A 25140-nucleotide genomic window follows, 5' to 3' on the forward strand; every position below is an offset into this window, starting at 1 on the left:
CATTCTTCGAGCACCATTTGGTTGGTTCAGTTTAAGTTGGATCACATTTGGTGCTTTTTTATGATTAAGAACTAAAGAAAAGAACAGAAAAGTTACTGTCAGACTAAATCTGAGTTCTCATAAAGCTTAAGACATTAAATACCAGTATCAAGTTCAGCTCTCCAGGCATTAAGTCTGTCAAAAGCTTCAAGCATTCCGGAACCGTACCAGCTAAACCATTCTCCATTAATTAGTTCAATTTTAGCATCAGGACAGATTTCCTTTATTTCTTCAATGTGTTTTTGCTTGAAAGGAAAAGGCTCGCTACTCAAAAGGATCAATTCCGGATCTTGATTTTGCAGTTCGTCTACAGAGATCTGAGGATAACGTTGCTGATCAGTAAATATATTTTCCAGATCATAATGCTTCATTACAGAATCAATATAGGTGCCACTAGCAGCAACCATCCACGGATCTTTCCATATGAAGTAAGCTGTTTTTAAAGGCGGATATTTCGGAGACTCGGACAGCAAAACCATAATTTCATCAACAAGCTTTTGAGCATTTGATTCCAATCCCAAGTCTCCGCCAAGTTCACATATTGCATTTATCGCATCATTTATAGTATCAATTTCTGTGATATTTACTTCTGTATGTGCCTGAAGTTCTTGTACATCTTCTTTTCTGTTTTCTTCGTGATTGGCAATAATGTAATCAGGGTTCAGAGATAGTATCTTTTCAATATTCGGATTTTTTGTTCCACCGATAATGGGAATCTCCTTTACCAGTTCTTCAGGATGGATACAAAAACGGGTTCTGCCAACAAGTCTGTTGCCAAGTCCCAAATCCAGTACTAATTGTGTAAGACTAGGAACCAGACTTATGATTCTTTGATAAGACATTTCCGGAAATTGAATTATTTTTAGAATTAATATGTAAGATAACCAATCAACAACGGAACCAATAACCACCAATATGGAATTAGGCATTTTCACTTTTGTAGATAATAATCCGGATCCGAATACCGGAGAGAAATTGCATCCTTCCAAGCGGTTGCAGAATTTAATAGAAGAAGCTGAGTTGGCAGATCAAGCCGGTTTGGATATCTATGGGATTGGAGAACATCACCGTGAAGAGTATGTGGCTTCGGCTCCGGCGGTAATTTTATCAGCTATTGCAGCCAGAACAAAGAATATACGATTAACAAGTACGGTTACGGTTTTGGGTTCAGAGGATCCCGTTCGGGTTTTTCAGCAGTTTGCTACCTTAGATCTGTTATCAAAAGGGAGAGCAGAAATCATGGTAGGAAGAGGTTCTTTTATTGAATCGTTTCCATTGTTTGGTTATGACTTACAGAACTACGAAGAGCTGTTTGAAGAGAAATTAGAGCTTTTGATGAAGCTTCGAGAAAACGAAAAAATAACCTGGTCCGGAAATTTCAGAGCTGCAATTGATGACAAAGGAATATATCCGCAACCGATGCAATCGGAATTACCTATTTGGAGAGCAGTAGGAGGTACGCCAAAATCAGCATATGTAACCGGCGCTCTGGGATTACCATTAGCATTGGCAATTATCGGAGGATTGCCCGAGCAGTTCAAGCAATTTGCTGATATTCATGAGCGGGGAGCAAAAGACAATGGAAAAGAAAAGCCTGCTCTAAGTATCAATTCTCATGGTTTTATTGCGGAGACTTCAGAAGAAGCAAAAGACATTGCTTTCCCGGCGTTTAAACAGACTATGGATAAGATCGGAAGTGAGAGAGGTTGGGCACCAATGAGCAGAGAACAATTTGAATCATCAACCATGCTTAAAGGCGCTAACTTTATTGGTAGTCCACAGGAGATCATTGATAAAATCTTATATCAGCATGAAATTTTCGGACACGATCGCTTTCTGATGCAAATGAGTGTGGGTAGCGTTCCTCATGAAAAGATGATGAAATCGATAGAACTGTTTGCTACGGAAGTGGCGCCCGTTGTTAGAAAAGAGTTGGGGTGATTTTCGTCCCAAGTGTAAAAAATGTACTATTTCTTCGGACGCAAGCATCCTTCTGGTTTAAGGTTTTAAATTGCTTTGTATTTTAAACAAGCAGATCATTTAGGTTCTGCGGTGCGTGTAATCCCAGCAATTCTTAAATCGCTGCGGATTAAAATCCTCGCTAGTGTACTTAGCAAAATCTGCGCACCACCTACGTTCAGAATCAAGTTCATCAGAGAGGACTTTAGTCCGAACAACCCCAGGCCTTAAAAGTATTCTCAATCGACTTTCATATCGCAGCGGATTGAAATCCTCGCTGGTGTACCTAACCAAATCGCTTCAAAATTTCCAGAGTTCGGTGTATATACCCGCCTCCAAATAAATTAGCATGAACCAGGATCGGATACAGATTGCAGAGTTCAATACGATCTTCAAATCTATCCGCTAAAGGATATTCTGAATTATACCCTTCATAAAAGTAAGAGGAAAAACCACCGAATAAACGAGTCATGGCGATGTCCATTTCTCTGTGCCCGTAGTAAACTGCAGGGTCATAAATACTTGCGACTCCACTTTTTGTAAACATATAATTTCCGCTCCAAAGATCGCCATGCAGAAGCGCAGGTTGTTCATATGGGAAAAGGTCTTGAACAGTTTTATGAAGTGCATCAACGATTGGAATTAGATCGCTTTCAAATTTTCCGGTCTGAATTCCAAGTTTGATTTGTGGTTCAATTCTTTCGGAAACAAAGAAATCGGCCCAATTTTGATGTTGAATGTTACTCTGAGGCAATTTCCCAATAAAGTTATCATGATCCAGCCCAAAAGTAGCAGCAGAATGTTGGTGTAGTTTTGCTAACTCCGTTCCAAATCCATAAGCAGATCCTGAATTTCCGGAACCGGGAATAAGCAAACTTAACAGCAGAAAGTTTTTTCCGACCTCAACCACCTCAGGAATTACCAGATCAGTGTTCGCATCAGAAAGTATCTTTAAGCCTTTAGACTCAGTCTCGAACATATGGTCAGGAGCAGAACTGTTCCATTTAAGGAAAAGGGATTCACCATCACTCAACTTTATAATTGAAGCATTATTAATATCTCCACCGGATTGAGTTTTGGAAGATATAATTTCGTCATCAAGCTTTAACTCAACTACAGATCTGATACGGTCAGGGATCATTTCTCAATATGAGGCTTTAATTCGTTCAGTAATGCTTCGGTACTTCTGCTCAGAATCTGAAAAACATTCTCAAAACCTTGTAAACCACCATAATAAGGGTCAGGAACACTTCCGTCTTCCGGAGAAGGATCAAAATCTCTCATTAGTTTAATTTTATGAGCAAACCGATCTCTTCTGTCCAAATCATGAATATTCGAAAAATTTTCTCTATCCATAGCCAGAATAAGATCAAATTCCTCCAGATCGGCATACTCAAATTTTCTCGCTTTAGAAGGGAGATGAATTCCATGTTTATTTGCTGTAGCCTGACTTTTACTATTTGCGCCTTCTCCTACATGATAAGCAGCCGTACCGGCCGAGTCGATATAAAAATAATTTTCGAATCCTTCTTCTCTTACTTTATGAATAAAGAGCCCTTCAGCGGTCGGACTTCTGCAAATATTACCGAGGCATACAAAGCACAATTTGTAAGGATTTTCTTTCGTAATTGTCCGTAAATATGTTTTCATGTCTGAATTAAAATTTTAATGTTTGCAAAAAAGCACCGTTAAGCCCATAGATACAAAATTTTTAACGGTTTTAGGAAATTTCATACAAAACTAATATTCCGAACTCAATGCCTGCTTTTTGCTAAGTTTTTGTATATTTGAGGCTTAAAATTATTCTGTGGACAACATATTTATATGTCGAAAAAGTTTGAAGAAATAAAGCAGCTTAACTATCCGAAGTCGGAAGTTGAGACAATGAATTGGTGGAAGGACCATGACATTTTTAAACAGAGTTTAGAAACTCGGGAAGATGGAATACCCTTCACATTTTATGAAGGACCACCAACTGCTAACGGTAAGCCGGGAATCCATCATGTAATGGGGCGAACAGTGAAAGATATGTTCTGTCGATACAAGACGCTCAAAGGATTCAGAGTAGAACGAAAAGCGGGTTGGGATACACATGGTTTACCTGTAGAAATTGAAGTAGAAAAAGAGCTGGGTTTAGAAGGCCGCTCTCAGGTAGAAGAGTTTGGCATTGCTAAATACAATGCGAAGTGTCGTGAAAGTGTTCTTAAGTATAAAGATCTTTGGGATGATCTCACTTCCCGTATGGCTTATTGGGTAGATCAGGAAGATCCGTATATCACATTCAAAAACGAATACATTGAATCTGTTTGGTGGGCTTTTGATAAGCTTTTTGAAAAAGGATTGGTGTATAAAGGATACAAGATCCAATGGTATTCTCCAGGTTCAGGAACGGTGCTGTCCTCTCATGAAGTAAGTTTGGGTTACAAAGAAACTCAGGATCCTTCCGTTTATGTGAAATTTAAAGCTGATGGCGAAGAAAACACTTATTACCTGGCATGGACTACGACTCCATGGACGGTAGTTTCGAATATGGCGTTGACCATAAATCCAAAGCTTACATACGCAAAAGTATCTTTCGAAGGTGAGAATTTTATTGTCGCTAAAGACTGTGCAGAACAGGTTTTCGGAGAAGGTTTTGAAATTCTTGAAGAAATTCCCGGGCATTCTTTATTAGGAAGAACTTATGAACCGGTTTTTGACTTTGCTTTTAAAGACTTTGACAAGTCAGAAGCCTGGAAGATTATCGAAGCAGAATATGTTACTACTGATGAAGGAACAGGCGTAGTTCATACTGCTCCGGCTTATGGTGCGGATGATTTTGATTCTTGCCAAAAGGCTGGTATACCGATGTTCAATCCTATTGATAGGGAAGGTAAATTCACCAGTGAAGCACCTGATTTTGAAGGACAGTGGTTCAAAGAAGCTGATAAAGATATTGCGCGTGCCATAAAAGAAAAGAACCTGATGTTCAGGCATGAGACTTGTGTTCACAATTATCCGTTTGATTGGAGAAAAGGAACACCGCTGATGAGTTATCCAGTTGATTCATGGTTTATCAAAACTACCAGTGTTAAAGAACGCATGGTTGAGCTAAACAAGAAAATAAACTGGAAACCTGAAAGTACAGGAAGTGGTCGTTTTGGAACCTGGCTGGAAAATAATGTAGACTGGGCTGTTTCAAGACAAAGATATTGGGGAACTCCGATTCCAATCTGGGTTAGTGATAAAGACCCTGAGTATGTGGAATGTATCGGAAGTATGAGAGAGCTTCGTGAGAAAGCAGGGCTCAATGAGCTGGACGAAATCGATCTTCACAGGCCGTACATAGATGATATTACATGGGAAGCTCCCGATGGCGGAACCATGAGAAGAATTCCTGATCTTTTAGATGTCTGGTTCGATTCAGGCGCAATGCCGTTTGCTCAATGGCATTATCCGTTCGATAACGATCATGAATTCAGCTACAATTATCCGGCTGATTTTATAGCAGAAGGAGTGGACCAAACAAGAGGTTGGTTCTACACATTGCACGCTTTAGGAACGATGCTTTTTAATGAAGAAGCGTTCCGTAATGTGATCTCCAATGGTTTGGTTCTGGATGAGAACGGCGAAAAAATGAGTAAGTCGAAAGGTAACACTGCTGATCCTTTTGAACTCATAAATAAATACGGCGCTGATACAGTTCGATGGTACATGATGAGTAACTCATCACCATGGGAAAATCTAAAGTTTTCTGAAGACGGACTGAAAGAAGTTCAGCGAAAATTCTTCAATACTTTAGTGAATACGTATTCCTTCTTTGCCTTGTATGCAAATATCGATGGATTTACTTATTCCGGTTCCCAGATTCCTACCAATGAACGTCCTGAAATTGATCAATGGGTTATCTCCAGATTGAATACTACCATTAAAACGGTAGAAGGATTTTTAGAAGATTATGAGCCGACCAAAGCTGCCAGAGAATTAGAAGAGTTTGTAGAAGAATTAAGTAACTGGTACGTACGAAGAAATCGTCGTCGTTTTTGGAAAGAAGGTAATACGCTTGATAAAACAGCTGCTTACCAAACTTTGTACGAATGTCTTAAAAGTCTGAGTAAAATGATCAGCCCGATAGCACCTTTTATGGGCGAGTGGCTATATCAGAATCTGAACAGAGTTACAGGCTTGGAAGAAAAATCAGTTCATATATCATTCTTCCCAACTGTAGAAGAGACCGCGATTTTCAAAAAGCTTGAACATAAAATGGATATGGCAAGATTGATCTCTTCCATTGTTCTGCGTATTAGAAATCAGATCGAGATGAACGTTCGACAGCCTCTGGCTAGAATTATTCTACCGATCAAGGACGAAGCAGAAAGAGCGGCCATTGAATCCGTAAAAGATATTATCTTAGAAGAGGTGAATGTGAAAGACATTCAGTTTGTGGATGATGATTCAGGAATTGTACATAAATCAGCGAAAGCCAATTTCCCGGTTTTAGGAAAAAAGCTTGGCCCCAAAATGAAACCTGTTGCAGCTAAAATTGCTCAGCTATCGACGGATGAGATCACTCAATTTGAAAAAAATGGTTTCCTTGAGTTAACCCTTGAGGATGGTGAAACAATTAGATTAGACGAAGACGGTCTTGAGATCGTTAGAACCGGACTGGAAGGTTGGCAAGTTGAAACTGAACGCGGATTAAGCGTAGCTGTCGACACGGAATTATCTCCGGAATTAAAACTTGAGGGTTTCGCCAGAGAGTTCGTTAATAGAGTACAGAGTATGCGAAAAGAAGCAGACTTTGATGTAGTTGACAGAATACAAATTGGTTTTACGGGATCAGAAGATCTTAAAGAAGCAGTGGTTTCTATGGATGAGTACATTAAAAGAGAAACACTTGCTGAAGAAATTAAACTTGAAAATTTAGACGTTTCCGACTTTGTAAAAGAGTGGGAAATTGGCGATGATGATTGCAAAATATCTATTCGCAGAACAGTTAATACATAAGGATAAAGTTATGGCTGATAAATCAAATACCGAGGAAAGAGTATCTCCTTATACCGACAAAGAGCTTGAATATTTTCGTGGAATAATCGAAAAGAAGCTAAAAGAATCAGAAGACGAACTGAATACATTACAGAAGTCTCTTCGCGAAAGCATGGAAAATGCCTCTGACGAATCAGCCTATTCTTTCCATATGGCTGATGCCGGAACGGATGCCCAGGAACGTGAAAAAACGTATGTACTGTTGAACCGTACCAGAAAATTTATCAAGTATCTGGATGATGCTATCAAGCGTATCGACAATAAAACGTATGGTGTTTGTAAAGTTACAGGTAAGAAAATTGCCAAGGGCAGACTGGAAGCAGTGCCACATACGCAGCTAAGTATTGATGCGAAACTAAAGCGTAGATAATTAATCAAAGAGATTTGAATCGAACCAAACTTATTGCGCTTTTAACGCCGGCTGCTGTTGTTCTGATACTGGATCAGATCACGAAATACATAATCCGAACGTCTCCCGAACTTCATAATAAAGTTCTGATAGAAGGATGGTTGCGATTGTATTATACTCAGAATCCCGGAATGGCAATGGGGATAGACTGGTTGCCAACCATCGTGGTGAGCTCAGTCGCTATTCTGGCGGTAACAGGTATTTTGGTTTATTTACTCCGTTCCATTGAAACAGCTTCTATAGGATATCTGATATTTATGGGATTGATTCTGGGTGGAGCTTTCGGAAATATTTCGGACAGAATTTTTATGGGATATGTAGAAGGCAACGGTGGAATTCTTGAAGGACATGTAGTCGATTTTATCTATTTCAGCCTTCAGATAAATGACTGGACAGTTTTCCCTTATATCTTTAATGTAGCTGATATTGGCATCTCTGTTTCAATCATCTCGTTATTGATCTTCAGCAAGAAACTTCTTCCGGCTTCACAAAAAGAAGAGCCTGCAGCAGAAGTAGATGTTGCCGGTGAAGAAAGAGCTGTAGAGGAAATTTCTAAGAAATAAAAGGCTAGTTTTTTCTTACAGGATCGTCCAGAAAATCTATACTTGTATCGATAGCAACCTGATCTACGATCTCTAATCCAAAACTTTTGATGCCAATTCTTTTCACCGGATTATTGGACAGAAGACGGATCTTGCAAACGCCTAAAGATTTAAGAATTTGAGCACCTATTCCGTAATCTCTGGAATCGCCTTTTTTCGGATTGTTATTTTCTTCCTCTGGTTCAGGATTGCCTTCCTGCATTGCCTTTAATGTGCGAAGTTGATTTACAAGCACGGAACCACGTTGATTTCTGTTCATATACAGAACGACTCCTTTTCCTTCACGTTCAACCTGAAGCATTGCCTGATGAAGCAACTCACTGGTATCATTCAAACGGCTTCCGAAAATATCGCCGATCAGATCAGAAGAATGAACACGTGTGAGAACAGGTTCTTCCTTATTCCAGCTTCCTTTTGTGAGCGCCATGTGGATGTCGCCCGTCAGATTTTCTTTGAATGCTCTGAGCTTAAAATCACCATACATGGTCGGCATATTGATGTCCATCACTTCGTGAACTAAAGATTCATTCTCATTACGGTATGCAATAAGATCTTTAATGGTGATGAATTTCATATCATATTTCTGTGCGATCTTAGCAAGATCCGGAACACGAGCCATTTCACCATCTTCATTCATGATCTCGCAGATAATACCAACAGGTTTTAATCCGGCTAGTTTTGCAAGATCAATGGCAGCTTCAGTATGTCCGGCACGGCGAAGAACACCGCCATCTACTGCAAGAAGTGGAAAAACATGTCCGGGTCTTCTGAAATCAACAGGTTTTGCATCTTCATTTGCGATTTCGCGAATAGTGTTAGCGCGATCAGCAGCAGAAATGCCCGTGGTTGTCAATCTTTTATGATCGATAGAAATGGTAAAGTTGGCCTCATCAGGATCAGCGCCATCGGTGACCATGTGAGTAAGTTTTAGCTTTTCGGCACGACTTTTATTGATTGGTGCACAAACCAACCCACGGCCATGAGTGATCATAAAATTTATAGCTTCGGTAGAAACCATTTCTGCAGCCATCAGAAAATCGCCTTCATTTTCACGATCTTCATCATCGACAACAATAACCATTTTGCCATTTTTAATGTCTTGAATGGCTTCAGGGATGGTATTAAATTTTATAGAGTCACTCATTTGACTGAATTACTTTTTTTCCTGCTTATTTGGATTCACATCATTGATAGCGGATTTCAAAAATCTGATCTTGACATTTCCACCAACTTCGATCAACACAGAATCGTCTTCAATTGTATTTAGCACACCAATCATTCCTGAAGAAGTAACAACTTTGTCGCCCTTTTTCATTTCAGAAACTTTGTTCTGAATTTCTTTCTGTTTCTTGCTTTGTGGACGAATAATGAAAAAGTAAAAAACCACAAAGATAGCGCCCATAAAGATAAGGCTTGTATATCCACTTCCTTCACCTTCAGCAGGTGGTGCCATTAGAAAAAACGTAAGTAAACTCATTTATAAATTTTTAATAGTTAATTAGAAGCCCAAAGATACGGCATTATTGACTGAATCTCACTGCTTTTTGGCGATCTGAAATGTTAAAGATACTCAGGATTTGAGTTGATCTTTGAGGGCATCAACGAACCTATCGAGTTCTTCAAGCGTGGTATACACATTGGGAGTAACGCGTATTCCCTTAAATTGATCGTGATTGATTGGGGTGGTAATTATCCTGTAATCCCGCCATAAGGCAGCGTTCAGATCATTTGGTGCAATGCCTTTCAACTCTACCGTAGCAATTGCACAAGCGTATTTGGGGTTTCTACTGGTATGTAACACAACGCGGTCATTATCAATCAGCTGATCTATCCAGTAGTCGTTCAAGTACTTTAGTCTGGCTTCTTTTCTGTCAGAGCCAATGCCTTCATGGAAAGTAAGTGCTTCACCAATTGCTAGATAATTTGCAGCAGGATGCGTTCCTATCTCTTCAAATTTCCGGATGTTCTCATCCATGGTTTCGGGAGCAGCCATCATAGGCCAAAGATCTTTGATCTTATCTTTCTTTACATACAACATTCCCGTTCCGTGAGGAGCGAACAGCCATTTATGAAGACTGGTGGTATAATAATCACAATCCAGGTCCTCTTGTTTGAAAGTAAAATGAGCAAAGGCATGAGCGCCATCCACAATAACAGGAATTCCTTTTTTGCGAGCCATTTGTACTACTTTTTTAACAGGCAGGATCTGTCCCGAAATATTAACAATATGGCTCATTAGAATGAGTTTGGTTTTCGGAGTGATATTTTGCTCAAACAGAGAGACGATCTCGTCATCATTTTCAGCCGGAACGGGAATACTGAATTGATTGAGTTTTATTCCTTCACGACGTTCTCGTTGTTGGAATGTAGTGATCATTCTAGGGTAGTCCTGATCAGTAGTAAGAACTTCATCTCCTTTTTTAAGATCTATTCCCAGCTGGCAGATCTGCAGACTCTCAGACGCATTACGGGTTAGAGCAATTTCTTCAGTATCCACACCAAACATTCTGGCTATTCTTTGGCGAACACCTTCACGTCTTGGTTCCAAAATCCGCCACATATTATAAACAGGTGCTTGATTGGAGAAGTCCAGATGTTTCTTCATAGCCGCTTGAACAAATTCAGGAGAAGGACTGACACCGCCATTATTCAGATTTATGAGACTTCGATCTACGGTAAAAGCCTGCTGTACGGTAGCCCAGAAATCTTCATCTTTTGCTATATCAAAAGCTGATCCTGAAAACGAATTCAGTTCTTCGTAAAAAGAGTCAGAAAGCGGTTTGGTAAGAAAAGCGGTAGAAGCCAAAGCAAGTGCCCCACCGGATATTTGATTAATAAACTGCTTACGTGAACTCATATTTTCTCCAATAATTTATTACTGAGATTTAAAGATTGGGGGTTAAAAAAGCAAGGTATAAACAAAAAAAGGATGACATCCTTGCGAACATCATCCTTTAAATTTCAAAATAGGAGAAAAGACTTAGCCTTCTTTAACATCATCGATGCTTTCAAGAAGAGTCTCAGCTTCTTTGATCAGATCATCAGCTTTTTGTTTTGCTGACTGAACAACTTTATCGCCTTTGTCTTTTGCTTCGGAAATGAGTTGTTGTTTTTCTTCTCTTAGCTGGGCGATCAGATCGTTAAGCTCATCTTTGTAGTTGCTTAGTTGATATGAAAGACGGTTTCTGGTGTTCTTTCCTGTATCGGGAGCATAAAGAAGTGCTAAAACGGTTCCTGCTAATGCTCCTGTTAAAATGCCTGCAATAAAATTACCTGACTTGTTCATAATAAAATCCTCAAATTAAAATTCTTTCTTTCTAACTATAACAAGAATAGCTATTCGTAGTTCCAATATCTATCGTTTCAGGAAAAAATATCATATTAACTTTCCAATGCTCGCTTTTTAGAAGAGAAGAAGTTTTTAAGAATTGCACCCCAAATTTCTCTAATGAAGTTTATTACTTGTTTAAAGCCCACTGAAATGGTAGGAGTAATAAACAAAGTAAAGATCACACCAAAGGCTAAGCCCCCGATTACTGTTTTGGCAAGTGGTGACCAAATTTCTGCTCCGGCACCTAACTCAAGTGAAAGCGGAATCATTGAACAGATAGTAGTTATTGCTGTTAGCAAAATGGGACGCATTCTTCTTTTACAAGCATAAATAATTCCATCAAGGAATTCTGAACCTTTATTCAAATCAAAAGCCATGCCTCTTGTTTTTAAGTGCATGTAATCCACAAGTACAATTCCATTATTTACGATAATACCTACTAACATAAACAATCCGATATTTCCGGTAGTGCTTAGCGGATTTCCAACTATGTACAGAGAGAATAAAGCTCCAAAAAGAGCCATCGGTATACACAACCAGATCACAAAGGGGTCACGGAAGTTTTCGAAAAGTGATGCCATGATCATGAACATCAACACAAGTGCGGCTAAACCCGCAAATAAGAATTGTTGTGCACCTTCCTCAGCTTCCCGGGTTGCTCCTGTAAATTCATAGCGATAACCTTCAGGCATTACCACTTCATTTGTGATAAAATTAGTAATGAGTTCACGGTATTCGTTAGCGTCACCTGTAAATTGAATGCTGACATCGAGTAAAATTTCTCTGTTTCTTTTCTGATAGGAATCTACTCCTTTAGTTTCAACAAACTCACCAACCGCGACTACAGGCACTCGCTGATCTTCATATTGAAGCACTTCCAGATCAAACAGATCTTCTCTGGATTTAAGCGAGCTCTTGGCCGTACGAATTTCAATAGGAATTTCCTTACCATCGGCTCTGAAGTAACCCGCCTGATTACCCAATGTCTGAGTACGCAATGCATTAGCAACCTGACTGATACTTGAATTAAGTAAACCGACTCGGTTTCTGTCTAACACAAATTGCATTTCCGGGGTTGGATCAGTTCGTCCGTTATCTACCTGGATGATATTCGGGTCATCAAGTAATCTGTCTTCTATGGATTTGGAAATCTTAAGCAATTCTTCCATTTCAGGACCAATCAGACTTAGTCTTATGGATCCGCCTCCCGACCTGAAACCTCTTCCACCAAAGCGTAATCCGCCACCTTCCACAGAAGCACGGATGGTTACTCCCGGAGCGGTTAACTCTTGCCGGAGAGCAGCAGCAAGTTCACTACTGGTAATATCTCTTTCTTCGAGGGGAACAAGTTTGAGTGTAAAACTACCACGGTTGGTTTGCTCGGTAAACCGACTTCTTCCAATTGAAGAAACAACGGTTTCGATCTCTGGTTTTTGTAACAATTGAGTTTCAAAATCCTTCATCACTGCCACTGTTTTAACCAAACGGGTTCCTTCTTTTAAGGTCACGTTTACATCTACTTCTCCCGAATCTGTTTCAGGAAAACCTTCTTTATCTATTCCCTGATAAATAAATACAGTTCCAAATAAAATACCGATCAGTGCTAATCCGGGTATCCATTTATGAAGGAGTAACCAACTCAATACTTTTCCATAGCCATTTTCCAGCTTATGGATCGCTTTAAACATGAAATTTCTTTTATTGAACATCTCGGAATCCAATACCAAAACGGATAAAACGGGTACTAAGACAATAGAACAAATAAAGGAGATTGCGATCGCAAAGCTTATGGTAAGCGCGAATTCTTTAAAGAAAATTCCCTGAATTCCGCTGATCAGTGTGATAGGGATAAATACTCCAAGAGTTGTAAGGGTAGAACCCAGAAGAGGACCCACCACTTCATTAGTACCTGTAAGAGCAGCATCAAATTTACTTAATCCATCTTCTAACTTTCTGGCAACACTTTCTGCTACTACGATGGCATTATCAACTAATAGTCCGATCGCGAGAGCTAATGCAGAAATGGTAAAAATATTCAGAGTAAGATCGGCTGCATACATAGTTGCAAAACTGGCAGCGATAGAAACAGGAATGGAAGTGGCTACAACTAAAGAGATTCTCCACCCGCCCATAAAGATCAGAATTACAAAAATAACTACTATAAGTGCTATTACGGAAGATTGAGAAAGGTTATTGATAGAATCCTCAATAGACTGACCTTCATCAGAAAGTATTCTGAGTTCCACGCCGGGGGGAAGAATTTCATTGATCCCGGGAACAGCTTCTTCAACAGCTTTTACTACATCAAGGGTGTTGGCGTCAGAGTTTTTTTGTATCTCAATAGAAACACTGTTATTGCCGTTTACATTTACCAAACTGGTAACTTCTGTAAAACCATCAGAAACATCCGCTACGTCTTCAACTCTGATCGGAATGCCGTTATCCGAAACTTTTATAATGGTTTTTTTTATCTGTTCAACATCTTCGTATAACGACTGAGCTCGTACACTATAGCTAATATTTTGAGTTACTACATTTCCAATCGGCAGCTGTACGTTATTTGAACTTATTGCACTTTCCAGATCCTGAGGTACAATGTTGTGTTGAGCCAGGCTCATTGGTGATACATCTACATAAATTCTTCTTTCGAGTCCGCCACGTGTGTCTGCTGAAGCCAAACCTACAATTCGTTCCAGTCTTGGCTCCACAAGTTCTATTGCTAGTTCACGTAATTCATCCAATCCTCTTAAGCCAGAGTTAATGCTTAATTGCATGATCGGTCTGCTTTCCGGATCAAACTGAAAGATAGCAGGTGCCCGAGCCTGAGCAGGTAGATCAGCTCGGATCTGATCGATAGCTTTTTGGACTTTTAGCTCCGTTTTTCGGATGTCAGTTCCTTCAAAAAGTCGTAAAATTACAAATGCACTTCCACGACTTACACGGGCTTCCAACGATTCAATTCCTTCGATGGCAGAAACGGCTCCTTCAATCGGAGTTACTATAAGTCGGTCTATGTCTTCCGGAGCTACATTCTGGTATCCTGACGAGATCGCCAAAACCGGAATATTAAGAGAAGGGAAAAGGGTAACTCTTAAATTTGTAAGTGAAAAAACACCAAATCCTACTACGATCAGTGTACACATGATCACAGTGATTGGTCGGTTTAAAATACCACCGGTAAGATTGAACTTTTTCATGATAGGACCTCATTTTTTTCCAAAAGCGGATCAGTTTTATGAACAGCGTCAAATCCAAGGTTGTCAACACCTTTGTTAATCAGATTATAAACGCTGGGTACAACAAAAAGCATCAAAATGGTTGACATGGTTAAACCACCGATCACTGTTCTGGCCATTGGGCTCCAAGTTTCAGAACCGGATCCCAATTCCAGAGCAAGTGGAACCATGGATAAAATGGTAGTGAGAGCAGTCATCAATATCGGGCGAAGACGACGTGTAGCACCCTTCACAATAGCTTCATGACGATCAATACCTCTTGCTTGTAAGATCTTGATGTAATCGATCATTACAATTCCATTATTTACAACAATTCCCGAAAGCAAGATGAGTCCCACCATGGAAGTTACACTGATCGCCGTTCCGGTAATTCCAAGAATGATCAAAACACCTGACAGCGCCAAAGGAATAGTAAAAATGATTATGAATGGCTCAATCAGACTTTCAAATTGAGAAGCCATAACCATATAAGTCAAAATTCCTGCGATAGCAAAAGCAATAAGCAAAAAGTTAAATGACTCAGCTTGTTCTTCTGCCGATCCTGCTAACGCATAACGGTAGCCATCAGGCCATTCAACTTCATCAAGAATTTCACGGGCTTCAGCGCTGGCTGTTTTAAGATCCACTCCATCTAACTCCGTTAAGATCTCTACCACTCTTTCCTGATTGATTCGGGTCACATTAGTTGGGCCGGTATAGCGTTCAATTCTGGCAAGAGTTCTGAGTGGTAACCAATCTCCTGCAGGAGTTTGAATTTGTATATTTTCCAGATCTGTAGAGGCAGCTTTTTGTTTGGGATCCAATTCTACCTTTACTTCAAATTCCACACCCTGATCTACAAAACTTGTGGCAATATTTCCCTGAACAGCATCACTTAATGCAGTGGCAACCTGATTAGTATTCATCCCAACCAGAGCAATACGCTCTCTGTCTAGCACCAACCGAAGTTCAGGTCGGCCCTGATCAGCAGTACTGTAAGCACTTACTACGCCATCGATTTGGGTGATCTTTTCTTTGACACCATCCGATAAATTCTTCTTTACCTCAGCATCAAATCCAAAGATCTGAACAATAAGTCCATTTTCGCCATCAGGACTTAATGGATCCTGAATAGTTTCCTGTATACTGACACCCGGAACGATCTCCAGTTTTTTGAGCAGATCACTCACTACTTCAAACTGTGTACGACTTCGTTCATCTTTTGGTACCAATTCAACACGAACGGCACCTGTGAATCCGCCGGGATTATCGGCTCCCTCAATTCCATCTTTGTCTCCATAATCAGATACAATGATCCTGGCTTCAGGTACTTCCTTCATGATAATACTTTCTACCTGACCGATAGAACGCTCCAACTCAAGCAAACTAACGCCTGCTTCTCTGGTCACTTCCAGATTAAATGCGTTTTCATCAACTCGAGGGAAAAACTCACCACCAAGCATATTAAAGATCGGTAGGGTAGCAACAAAAAATACAATTGCAACCAGTACTACAAGTCCGCTTTTATGAAGAGCTTTATCAAGCTTTTCGGAATACCATTGTTCGAGTTTGTTCAGAAGATCACTGAAGAAATTAGCGACTTTATTTGTTGCTTCAATAGATAATTCCCCATCCTTATAGAATTGAGAAGTCATCATTGGAATTAGTGTAAGAGCCACCAATGAAGAAACCGATAGTGAGAAGGAAATAGTTAATGCCAGATCTCTGAAAAGAAATCCTGCGATACCGGGCACAAATAAGATTGGCAGAAATACAACCAAGGTGGTCAAGGTTGATATCACCACAGGCACGGCTACTTCTTTAGCACCCATGATCGCGGCGTCTTTACGTCCTTTGCCTTCTTCACGGAATCTAAAAATGTTTTCAAGTACTACTACTGCATCATCCACTACCAATCCAACTGCAAGGGTTAAACCCGAAAGCGAGATGATATTCAAACTCAGATCAGCAAAGTCCATTACAGCAAATGTTGTAACAATAGATACAGGAATGGAGATCGCAATTATAAGAGCAGAACGTCCACTTCTAAGAAAAGCCAGCAGAATAAGAACTACCAAAATTATAGCCTGAACGCCGGTTAATAATAGATTCTCAATAGACTGCTTAATGAATTCTGCTTTGTTTGTAAGAACTTCAACTTGTACATCTGCAGGCAGGCTTTTTTTGATCTCTTCCAGATTTTCAATCACTGCTTCTGCTGCTACTACTACATTTGCATCACTCTGACGATATACATTGATAATGACACCATCTTCTCCATCCACACGCACATTTCCTATTGGTTGTGCGATGCCATCTTCAACTTCTGCAACGTCTCTCAAAAAGAGTGACTGTCCATTTCTGGTGGCTACTACTGTATTTTTGATTTGCTCAACGCTTTTCAATTCTCCCATGGTGCGAAGCGAGTAAACCGTATTACCTTCTGTAAGCTGACCGGCCGGAACCTGAATGTTTTCAGCACTTAGTCTGGATGAAATTTGTGCAATTGTAAGGTTATACAACCGCATTTTTTCATTATCTATAACTACATTGATCTGTCTTTCAAGTCCACCTGAAGTTTCTGCTGAAGCAATGCCATTTACTCTTTCTATGCGTTGTTCCAGAATCTGTGTAGCATAAGTTCTGAGGTCGCGAGAACTTCGTGCTTCAGAAGTCAACGCCAATACAATGATAGGTTCCTGATTGGGATCATAACTGAATACCAACGGAGTTTCGGCGTCTCTTGGGATAGATCTTTCAATTGAACCTAACTGCTTACGAACATCATTTTCAGCTTCATAAAGATCGGTTCCCCAATTAAAGTTCAATTTTACTACAGAAGCACCTTGGCTGGAAAGAGAACGAACTCTTTTGATTCCGCTGATACTTCCCACATTTTCTTCAATCGGTCTAGTGATCAATGTCTCCATATCTTCCGGAGCCACACCTTCATAACCGGTAAAAATAGTTATGGTTGGGAAGCTTACATCTGGATAAAGGTTCAAACGAAGTTGAAGTACACCAAATATCCCAAACCCAATTAAGATCAGGCTTGTCATTAAAAAGGTAATAGGCCTGTCTACAGCCAGTTTTGAAAGTCCACCCATTTTTTAATTCCCTGAAGCGTTAGCTGTTCTTAGGCTATCCATGTAAGCGCGTCTATCTTCCTGGCTCATATTTTGTAGTCTCTGTCTCATTTTTGCTTGGTCTTCGTCGCTCATATTTTGGAAGGGATTTCCGCCTTGTCCGGGTCTGCCGCCACCTTGGCGAGCTTGTCTGTTTTGACCATTACCAGCTTGATTGTCACCAGCCACTCGTTGCTGTTGGGGAGATTGAAAGTCAGAACCGGATGCAACTCTTATAGATCCGCGATCCTGAAGACTCTGTTGACCTGTTACAATGATATTGTCCCGGGGATTTAATCCTGAAAGTATTTCAATTCTGTCTCCCTGCTCAATCCCCAATTCTAAAGTTCTGAGTTGAGCAACAGAATCACCCTGAGATACAAAAACTGAGTAAGTTCGTTGAAGTTGAATAGTATTTGATTCAGGCTCTACAATAGTTTCAACCTTCTCTACCATGGCGCTTCTTGGAATTACAATAGCCCGATCTTTGGTAACGATACTAATCACATTCTCAGTGAGTACTCCGGGATAGATATTTGGTCCGATTTCTGTAAGTGTGATCACCACTTCGCCGAGACCGGTGGTGGCATCAAGCTGCGGGCTTTTACGGGAAACGACTCCTTTAGCTGATGATTCTTTTTCGTTTGATACTCTAAGATTAACTTCCTGACCTATTTTTACTGCTTTCCAATCCTGAACAGGGAGATATATTCTAGTTTCATAACCTACAAGATTTGCAACCTCAAAAAGGGTTTGTCCGGCACTTGCGATATCTCCTTCGGCGCCGGTTCTGGAAATTACAACTCCGTGTACAGGAGAACGAACTTCCGTATTATTGAAATTTTCTTGGGCCTGAGTAACTGAAGCTACAGCTGATTGATATTGAGAAACACTGTTGCGATAGGTAGCAAAAGCGTTATCAAATTCAGCCTGGCTAATTGCATTAGACTCAAGTAATCTTTGTTGACGTGCAAATTGAGTGCTGTCGCGTTCAATGGCTACTTTACTTTGTTCCAATTGTGCTTTTGCCTGTTGAAGCTGATCTTTAAAAGTGGGGTCATATATTTTGGCAAGAATCTGACCCTGCCGAACAGTATCACCCAAATCAGCATAAAGTTTGACAATACGATTACTTACTTGAGGATTGATAGCAACTACATCCTGAGCTTTTATTGTACCAAAAGATTTGACTTGCTCTGAAATGGATTGACGAGTTACCGGTTCTGTTTCTACACTGGTTACGCGATCACCACCAAATCCACCGCCTCCCCATCCGGAAAATTGTGCATTTTGTGCCGGATTGGAATCTTCGGCGTCACTACCGCATCCGATTAATGTTAGTGATAAAAGTAAAACTGCAGATAAAGTAAGTTTGGTCACGTCCGTAAAAGTTATTTTAATTTGTGGATTTATAGACAGTAAAGTTCGCTATTTAGTTCATGGCTTACATACCGGTCATGTAAAAAGAAGCAACATAAATATCGTTTTACATAATGATTAGGATGCTTCGATTTCGTATGTTTAGGCGACAAAACTTCAACAAACTCTCACTACCGAATGAAATTTTTTATAGACACAGCAAATCTCGAAGAAATCCAGGAAGCTAACGACCTTGGAGTACTGGATGGGGTAACTACAAACCCAAGTTTATGTGCTAAAATCGGGGTTCGTGATTTCGAAGGCCATATCAAAAAGATCTGTGATATTGTTGAAGGCGATGTTTCTGCAGAAGTGGTTTCAACTACTTACAATGAAATGATCGAAGAGGGGAGAAAGATCGCAAAGATCGCGGATAACGTAGTAGTAAAGATTCCTTTGATCAAAGATGGAATTAAAGCTATCAAGACTTTTTCTGAGGAAGGAATTAAAACCAATTGTACACTTTGTTTTTCTCCAACACAGGCGTTGATCGCAGCAAAAGCAGGAGCAACTTATATTTCTCCGTTTATGGGAAGATTGGATGATATTTCAAGTGACGGTATGAAATTGATCGAAGATATCGTGCAGATCTACGTGAATTACGGATTTGAAACAGAGGTGCTGGCTGCGAGTATTCGTCATCCGATGCATGTTGTGGAATGTGCCAAAGTTGGAGCTGATGTCGGAACCATGCCATTGAATGTAATTATGGGAATGTTGAAGCATCCGTTAACAGATTCCGGACTTGCCAGATTTCTAAAAGATTGGGAAGATCTGCAGGCTAGTTTAAAGAAATAGTGTTAGGGTGCTATGGTGTTATAGCTTCGAGGTAATCTATAACACCCTAGTACCATAACACCGTCACACCATAACACTATTGTTTATTGAAATGTTTTATAAGCCCTAACACCAATCTTTGGCAAGAAGTCGCCTGTTCTCTTAATTCTTTTGCCTTTTCATTTGAGAGATATCCAAGATCTTCTGCTACATAGAGCAAACTTTTAACTTCGGCTGCAGAACTCTGAGAAAAATCAAAAAACCTGACCGATTCTTTTCTGTGATATCTTGAAAACCCTTCCGAAATATTTGTCATTACAGACACGGAAGCTCGTTGGATTTGGTCTCGTAATCCAAAGTCTTTAGAAAAAGGTGATTCGTGAGTTGCCGAATATATTTTTTTAACTAAAGTTCTGGCCTCTTTCCAACAAGTAAGTTCTTCAAAAGCGGTTATTTTAGGCATTAGTTTCTTTATTAAATTCCTTTCTCTATAATCAGACAGTTTCAAACCCAATTCCTTACAGAATTTCTAAAATTACTTTCGGACAACTACCATAACGCTGTCGCACCATAACACTCTCACACTATAACACCATCTTTCTTTAACACCAGTAAATGAACTATTTAAAAGCTCTGCTTCCTTCATTAATTCTTGTAGTAGCAATTGTATCCCTAAACACCCAATTCGGTACAATTCCCCCAATCGGAAAACTTGTAGACCCTGAGTCCGGTTTTTGGGCTAATGCCGAAATTGATCTCCCGGAATCCAATGAATTAGCTTTAGAGGGATTTGATGGGAACGCCTCTGTATATTTTGATGAACGACGAGTGCCTCACATCTTCGCTGAAAATGAATACGATCTCTATTTTGCTCAAGGTTATGTTGTTGCCAGAGACAGACTGTTTCAAATGGAGCTTCAAACCTTAGATGCCTCCGGTAGATTAGCTGAAAAAATTGGGGAAAGAGCATTAAGCAGAGACAAAACCACCCGAAGGAGAGGAATGCCTTATGGCGCTGAAAAAGCTCTGGAAACGATGAAGCAAGATCCTAAAACCTGGGAAATTGTAAATGCGTATGCAGATGGAGTTAACGCTTATTTATCATCATTGGAACCCAAGAATTATCCGCTAGAGTATAAAATTCTGGATTTTGAACCGGAAGAATGGACACCAATCAAGACTGCTCATCTTCTGAAAAACATGACCCGAACACTTGCCGGAGGAAATAACGATGATCGAACCAGTAACACCATGGAATATTTTGGTGCAGATTTCATTGAGAAATTCTTTGAAGCTAAACCTGAGTTAAACGATCCGATCATTCCGTCATCTAAAGAATGGGACTTTGAACGAATTCCCGTTGAAGCTCCGGATACTTTATTTAAACCGGCATCAGCAGTGGAGCTGGGAGAATATGAACGACCTGAAGGAGTGGGAAGTAATAACTGGGCAGTTTCAGGGTCGAAAACAAAATCAGGATATCCGATCTTAGCAAATGATCCTCATCTCAGTTTAACACTTCCTTCTATTTGGTACGAAGTTCAATTACATGCTCCGGGTATAAATACCTATGGAGTAACACTACAAGGTACACCCGGAATTGTGATCGGCTTTAATGAAAATATAGCATGGGGTGTCACGAATGTCGGGACAGATGTTATGGATTGGTACGAGATCAAATTTAAAGATGAAACTCAAAAGGAGTATTGGCACGATGGAAAGTGGAAACCAACTACAATGCGAATCGAAGCGATCAAAGTTAAAGATAGAGAAACAGTATTAGATACGGTTATCTACACACATCACGGCCCGGTTACAAAAGTAGAATCAAATATTAATGAAGAACAAAAACCCGTTTATCATGCTCTAAGGTGGATCGCTCATGAAGCTTCCAATGATATTCGTGCTTTTTATGGATTGAACAGATCTGAAAATTATGATGATTATGTGGAGGCATTAAGTCATTACGTTGCTCCGGCTCAGAATTTTGTATTTGCAAGTAACGAAGGAGACATTGCTTTATGGGTTAATGGTAAGCTACCAAATAAGTGGGAATATCAGGGAAGAACAGTAAGTGATGGAACAGATCCGTTATATGATTGGCAAGGTTGGATTCCGTTCGAACATAATCCTCACGTAAAAAATCCCGAAAGAGGTTTCGTAAGCTCTGCAAACCAAGAGTCAGCAGCTCCCGATTATCCATATTATCTGGATGATGATTTCGCACCTTTTGAAAGAGGGCGTCGAATCAATGACAAACTTGCGGCTATGCAGGATATCACAGCAAAGGACATGCAGGAAATGCAAATGGACAGTTACAGCTATTATGCTGAAACCTTGCTTCCTTCACTTTTGGAATGGATGGATAGAGATAGCTTGTCCAGTATTGACGCAGAAATTTTTCAATTAATGGAAGAGTGGGATTATTTTATGGATGGTGATGAAATAGCGCCTTCATTTTTTCGTCACTGGTCAGGTAATTTTTACAGAGCTGTTTTTTATGATGAATATGAAACAACAGAAGCTACACTCAGATATCCTTCCAGAGATCGTTTTGTGGAGATCATAAAAGCTGAACCGAATTTTAAATTCATAGATGATATCGATACCGATAAAATTGAAACAAGATCCGACATCGTAACTATATCTTTTCATGAAACAGTAGCCGAGCTTGAGAATTACTTAGGTGAGTTTGGTGATAAATGGAAATGGGGTTATTTCATCGATAATGATATTGATCATTTAGCAAGTATTCCGGGTTTGGGCAGACAGAATTTATTCAGTTCAGGATCTTCCGAAGCTATAAATGCAACCAGAGGTGGATTTGGTCCTTCCTGGAGGATGGTTGTTGAACTTGGCCCTGAAGTAAAAGGTTATGGATTATATCCGGGTGGAGCTTCCGGAAATCCGGGGTCACCAAACTACGATTTCATGGTTGATCCTTGGAGAACGGGACAACTCTTCGAACTCAATTTCATGAAAGAAGAACCCAAAGAATATTTATATAAACTTGAACTCAAATAGTACTTAGTATTGAGTAATTAGCTTAAGCTTTCCTCAATACTAAGTACTAAATACTAATAGAATGATCTTACTGATACTTTTAATAATCACTGCCTATCTCATAAACCTCGTTCTTCCCTGGTGGGGAATTGCGATAACCGGATTTGTTCTGGGCTTTCAAATGAAACCGTCTTCCGGAAAAGCCTTTGGAATTGGTTTTCTTGCTCTATTTCTGCTTTGGAGCGGACAGGCACTTTATATCCATTTAGCCAACGATGGAGTTTTATCAACAAGGATTGCTGAAATGCTGGGCGCTGGGTCTCCAATACTTGTGATTTTAATTACAGGAATTGTAGGAGGTTTAGTAAGCGGACTAGCGGTTTTGAGTGGAAGTTTATTAGGTCAAAGTATCAATAAGAAATAAAGGAGTATATAATTATGGGTTCATTAGGAAGTACAGAACTAATAATGATAGCGATAACACTAGCTATTTTTGGTGGAAGTATTTATCTGATAGTTCGATTGGCTAATCGGAAAAAAGAATAAGGATTGTCATAAATAGAATAGGTTTCTAATTGAATCCAATCCTCACCTTTCTTATCTTCATCGAACTCTAAACAAAGCTACAAAAGAAATTAAAGTGTCAGCAATTTACAGCTTTGAAAACCCGGCAAAGCACGCCACAAAATTAAGGACGTGCAATTGATGCCATTCCCATTTTATCATATCATTTTCCAATCCGGCGCGGTCTTCGTAGTCGGATTTTTTTTGATATTTTATTTAGAGGATAAATTTCAGGACACTTTAACTTCCCAAAAACCCTCTCCTCTATTTCCTTTCCTCGGAGGAGAAGACTCCGGAATCAAATTTTTATCTAAAACAAAGAGCTTCCCCTCCCCGGAGGGGATTGAGGGGTGGGTCAAAAGGGTAAAGTTAGCTTTGTCAGTAACCACATTAAACTCTTCACCAATAACTACTAACTAAATTTATGTCGCTTCCTAAACGAAAAAAAGCAATCCTTGCACTTAGTGACGGAACCATAGCTCATGGATGGGCGGTTGGTCATGAAGGTATTACAGGCGGAGAACTCTGCTTCAATACTTCGATGACCGGTTATCAGGAAATATTCACAGATCCAAGTTATCATGGCCAATTGATGATGATGACCTATCCGCATATTGGAAACTACGGAACCATGTCGCGTGATGATGAAGCCAGAAAAGTGATGGTGGCCGGAATTATTACCAGAGCTTTTTCTCATGAATTCAGCAATCCAATGGCAGATGGTAGTCTTCAGGAATATTTGGAAGATCAGGAAGTAGTTGGTATTTCAGGCGTAGACACCAGAAAATTGGTTCGACACATCAGAGAAAAAGGAGTGATGAACGCCGTTATCTCTTCCACAGAATTGGATGAAGAGAAGCTAGTTCAAATGGCGAAAGACTGGGAAGACATGACCGGACTTGAGCTGGCTTCAAAGGTTTCCAGAAATGAAGCACAGACAGTAAATGGTGAAAGTGATTTCAAAATAGCCGCATTTGACTACGGAATTAAACAGAACATCATCAACAGTCTGAACGCGAGAGGTTGTACATTAAGAGTATTTCCTGCTAAAACTTCTTTAGAAGAGATTAAAGATTGGGACGCAGATGGATTCTTTTTCAGTAACGGACCCGGAGACCCTAATGCCACCGCAGAATATGCACTGGAAACAGTTGAATATGCTAAATCGACAGGTAAGCCACTGTTTGGAATTTGTCTTGGACATCAACTAATGGCTTTAAGCGAAGGAATTGAAGTAGGAAAAATGTTTGTAGGTCATCGCGGAGCAAATCATCCCGTAAAAAATTTAAGAACGGGATTGGTTGAGATATCTACTCAAAATCACGGATTTGCAGTGACAGAAGGAAGCGTAAAAGATGAGGTTGCAGAAGTAACTCATATCAACTTAAATGATGGTACCGTGGAAGGATTGAGGTTTAAGAATTTCCCCGGGTTTTCAGTTCAATACCATCCTGAAGCATCGCCCGGGCCACACGATTCGGCTTATTTATTTGATGAATTCATTGATATGATGAAAGAAGGTAAAGGAATTGAGGTTTAATCTCCCCTCGAGGGGAGACGAACAAATCGGTAGTTCCCGATTTGTTCTGAGGGATGTTTAATTTGATTGTTTACTCAACTTAAACATCCCCCGCAAAATCTCTGAACGAGATTTTGAGCCCCCTTGTAAGGG

Annotated in this window: 19 protein-coding genes; 8 read left to right on the top strand and 11 right to left on the bottom strand. The window is 39.9% G+C overall.

Going from position 1 to position 25140, the window contains the following annotated elements; genetic code table 11:
- Window positions 1-134 precede the first annotated feature (134 nt).
- Complete coding sequence (locus A8B79_RS11260; protein WP_082894156.1) at window positions 135-968, bottom strand: helical backbone metal receptor; 834 nt, start codon at window positions 966-968, stop codon at window positions 135-137.
- Between A8B79_RS11260 and A8B79_RS11265 the strand changes: the two genes are divergently transcribed.
- A complete protein-coding gene (locus A8B79_RS11265) occupies window positions 955-1980 on the top strand; it encodes an Atu2307/SP_0267 family LLM class monooxygenase (RefSeq protein WP_066222523.1) in 1026 nt (341 codons plus the stop codon). The genes A8B79_RS11260 and A8B79_RS11265 overlap by 14 nt on opposite strands.
- A gap of 304 nt (window positions 1981-2284) precedes the next feature.
- On the opposite strand, the gene A8B79_RS11270 is transcribed toward A8B79_RS11265, so the two are convergent.
- On the bottom strand, window positions 2285-3139 hold the full coding sequence (locus A8B79_RS11270; RefSeq protein ID WP_066222526.1) for a fructosamine kinase family protein: 855 nt from the start codon (window positions 3137-3139) through the stop codon (window positions 2285-2287).
- On the bottom strand, window positions 3136-3648 hold the full coding sequence (locus A8B79_RS11275) for a low molecular weight protein-tyrosine-phosphatase (RefSeq protein WP_066222528.1): 513 nt from the start codon (window positions 3646-3648) through the stop codon (window positions 3136-3138). Before A8B79_RS11275 ends, A8B79_RS11270 begins: the two co-directional genes overlap by 4 nt.
- A gap of 174 nt (window positions 3649-3822) precedes the next feature.
- On the opposite strand from A8B79_RS11275, the gene ileS reads away from it, so the two are divergent.
- Genes ileS through A8B79_RS11290 form a run of 3 tightly spaced genes read left to right on the top strand, consistent with a single transcriptional unit; the run spans window position 3823 to window position 7995 of the window.
- The gene (gene ileS / locus A8B79_RS11280; RefSeq protein WP_066222530.1) at window positions 3823-6984 is read left to right on the top strand and encodes an isoleucine--tRNA ligase; all 3162 of its coding nucleotides are present in this window, start codon (window positions 3823-3825) and stop codon (window positions 6982-6984) included.
- A 10-nt stretch (window positions 6985-6994) separates the two neighbouring features.
- Entirely contained in the window at window positions 6995-7393 is a 399-nt protein-coding gene (locus A8B79_RS11285; RefSeq protein ID WP_066222926.1) for a TraR/DksA family transcriptional regulator, read from the top strand.
- 14 nt (window positions 7394-7407) lie between these two features.
- Window positions 7408-7995 carry a signal peptidase II gene (locus tag A8B79_RS11290; RefSeq protein WP_082894157.1) on the top strand — a complete coding sequence of 196 codons (588 nt, stop codon included), beginning with the start codon at window positions 7408-7410 and terminating at the stop codon, window positions 7993-7995.
- A 4-nt stretch (window positions 7996-7999) separates the two neighbouring features.
- On the opposite strand, the gene ribB is transcribed toward A8B79_RS11290, so the two are convergent.
- The 7 genes from ribB to A8B79_RS11325 all read right to left on the bottom strand — a co-directional run bounded on the left by ribB (window position 8000) and on the right by A8B79_RS11325 (window position 19085).
- Window positions 8000-9178 (bottom strand): 3,4-dihydroxy-2-butanone-4-phosphate synthase, encoded by a 1179-nt coding sequence (ribB, locus tag A8B79_RS11295; protein ID WP_066222533.1) that lies wholly within the window; start codon window positions 9176-9178, stop codon window positions 8000-8002.
- 9 nt (window positions 9179-9187) lie between these two features.
- Window positions 9188-9511, bottom strand: a complete 324-nt coding sequence (gene yajC, locus A8B79_RS11300; protein ID WP_076782588.1) for a preprotein translocase subunit YajC — start codon at window positions 9509-9511, stop codon at window positions 9188-9190.
- Between the two features lie 93 nt (window positions 9512-9604).
- Window positions 9605-10891: an aminotransferase class V-fold PLP-dependent enzyme gene (locus A8B79_RS11305; protein WP_066222539.1), complete on the bottom strand. Its 1287-nt coding sequence runs from the start codon at window positions 10889-10891 to the stop codon at window positions 9605-9607.
- A 123-nt stretch (window positions 10892-11014) separates the two neighbouring features.
- Complete coding sequence (locus tag A8B79_RS11310) at window positions 11015-11320, bottom strand: YtxH domain-containing protein (protein WP_066222542.1); 306 nt, start codon at window positions 11318-11320, stop codon at window positions 11015-11017.
- 95 nt (window positions 11321-11415) lie between these two features.
- On the bottom strand, window positions 11416-14562 hold the full coding sequence (locus A8B79_RS11315; RefSeq protein ID WP_066222544.1) for an efflux RND transporter permease subunit: 3147 nt from the start codon (window positions 14560-14562) through the stop codon (window positions 11416-11418).
- Window positions 14559-17687, bottom strand: coding sequence for an efflux RND transporter permease subunit (locus A8B79_RS11320; RefSeq protein ID WP_066222547.1), 3129 nt, complete (start codon window positions 17685-17687; stop codon window positions 14559-14561). The genes A8B79_RS11315 and A8B79_RS11320 overlap by 4 nt, the downstream gene beginning before the upstream one ends.
- 3 nt (window positions 17688-17690) lie before the next feature.
- Complete coding sequence (locus A8B79_RS11325; protein WP_066222551.1) at window positions 17691-19085, bottom strand: efflux RND transporter periplasmic adaptor subunit; 1395 nt, start codon at window positions 19083-19085, stop codon at window positions 17691-17693.
- A 177-nt stretch (window positions 19086-19262) separates the two neighbouring features.
- Here A8B79_RS11325 and fsa point away from each other — a divergent pair, with 177 nt between their 5' ends.
- Window positions 19263-19922 carry a fructose-6-phosphate aldolase gene (gene fsa, locus A8B79_RS11330; protein WP_066222554.1) on the top strand — a complete coding sequence of 220 codons (660 nt, stop codon included), beginning with the start codon at window positions 19263-19265 and terminating at the stop codon, window positions 19920-19922.
- Between the two features lie 76 nt (window positions 19923-19998).
- On the opposite strand, the gene A8B79_RS11335 is transcribed toward fsa, so the two are convergent.
- Window positions 19999-20364 carry a four helix bundle protein gene (locus A8B79_RS11335; RefSeq protein ID WP_066222557.1) on the bottom strand — a complete coding sequence of 122 codons (366 nt, stop codon included), beginning with the start codon at window positions 20362-20364 and terminating at the stop codon, window positions 19999-20001.
- Between the two features lie 152 nt (window positions 20365-20516).
- Between A8B79_RS11335 and A8B79_RS11340 the strand changes: the two genes are divergently transcribed.
- From A8B79_RS11340 to carA, 3 genes are all read left to right on the top strand, one after another.
- Complete coding sequence (locus tag A8B79_RS11340; RefSeq protein ID WP_066222561.1) at window positions 20517-22925, top strand: penicillin acylase family protein; 2409 nt, start codon at window positions 20517-20519, stop codon at window positions 22923-22925.
- 61 nt (window positions 22926-22986) lie between these two features.
- Window positions 22987-23328, top strand: coding sequence for a hypothetical protein (locus A8B79_RS11345; protein ID WP_066222564.1), 342 nt, complete (start codon window positions 22987-22989; stop codon window positions 23326-23328).
- 564 nt (window positions 23329-23892) lie between these two features.
- Complete coding sequence (carA, locus tag A8B79_RS11355) at window positions 23893-25008, top strand: glutamine-hydrolyzing carbamoyl-phosphate synthase small subunit (protein WP_066222569.1); 1116 nt, start codon at window positions 23893-23895, stop codon at window positions 25006-25008.
- Window positions 25009-25140 lie beyond the last annotated feature (132 nt).

Origin of the sequence: Balneola sp. EhC07 (assembly GCF_001650905.1) — a bacterium.
GTDB lineage: Bacteria > Bacteroidota > Rhodothermia > Balneolales > Balneolaceae > Balneola.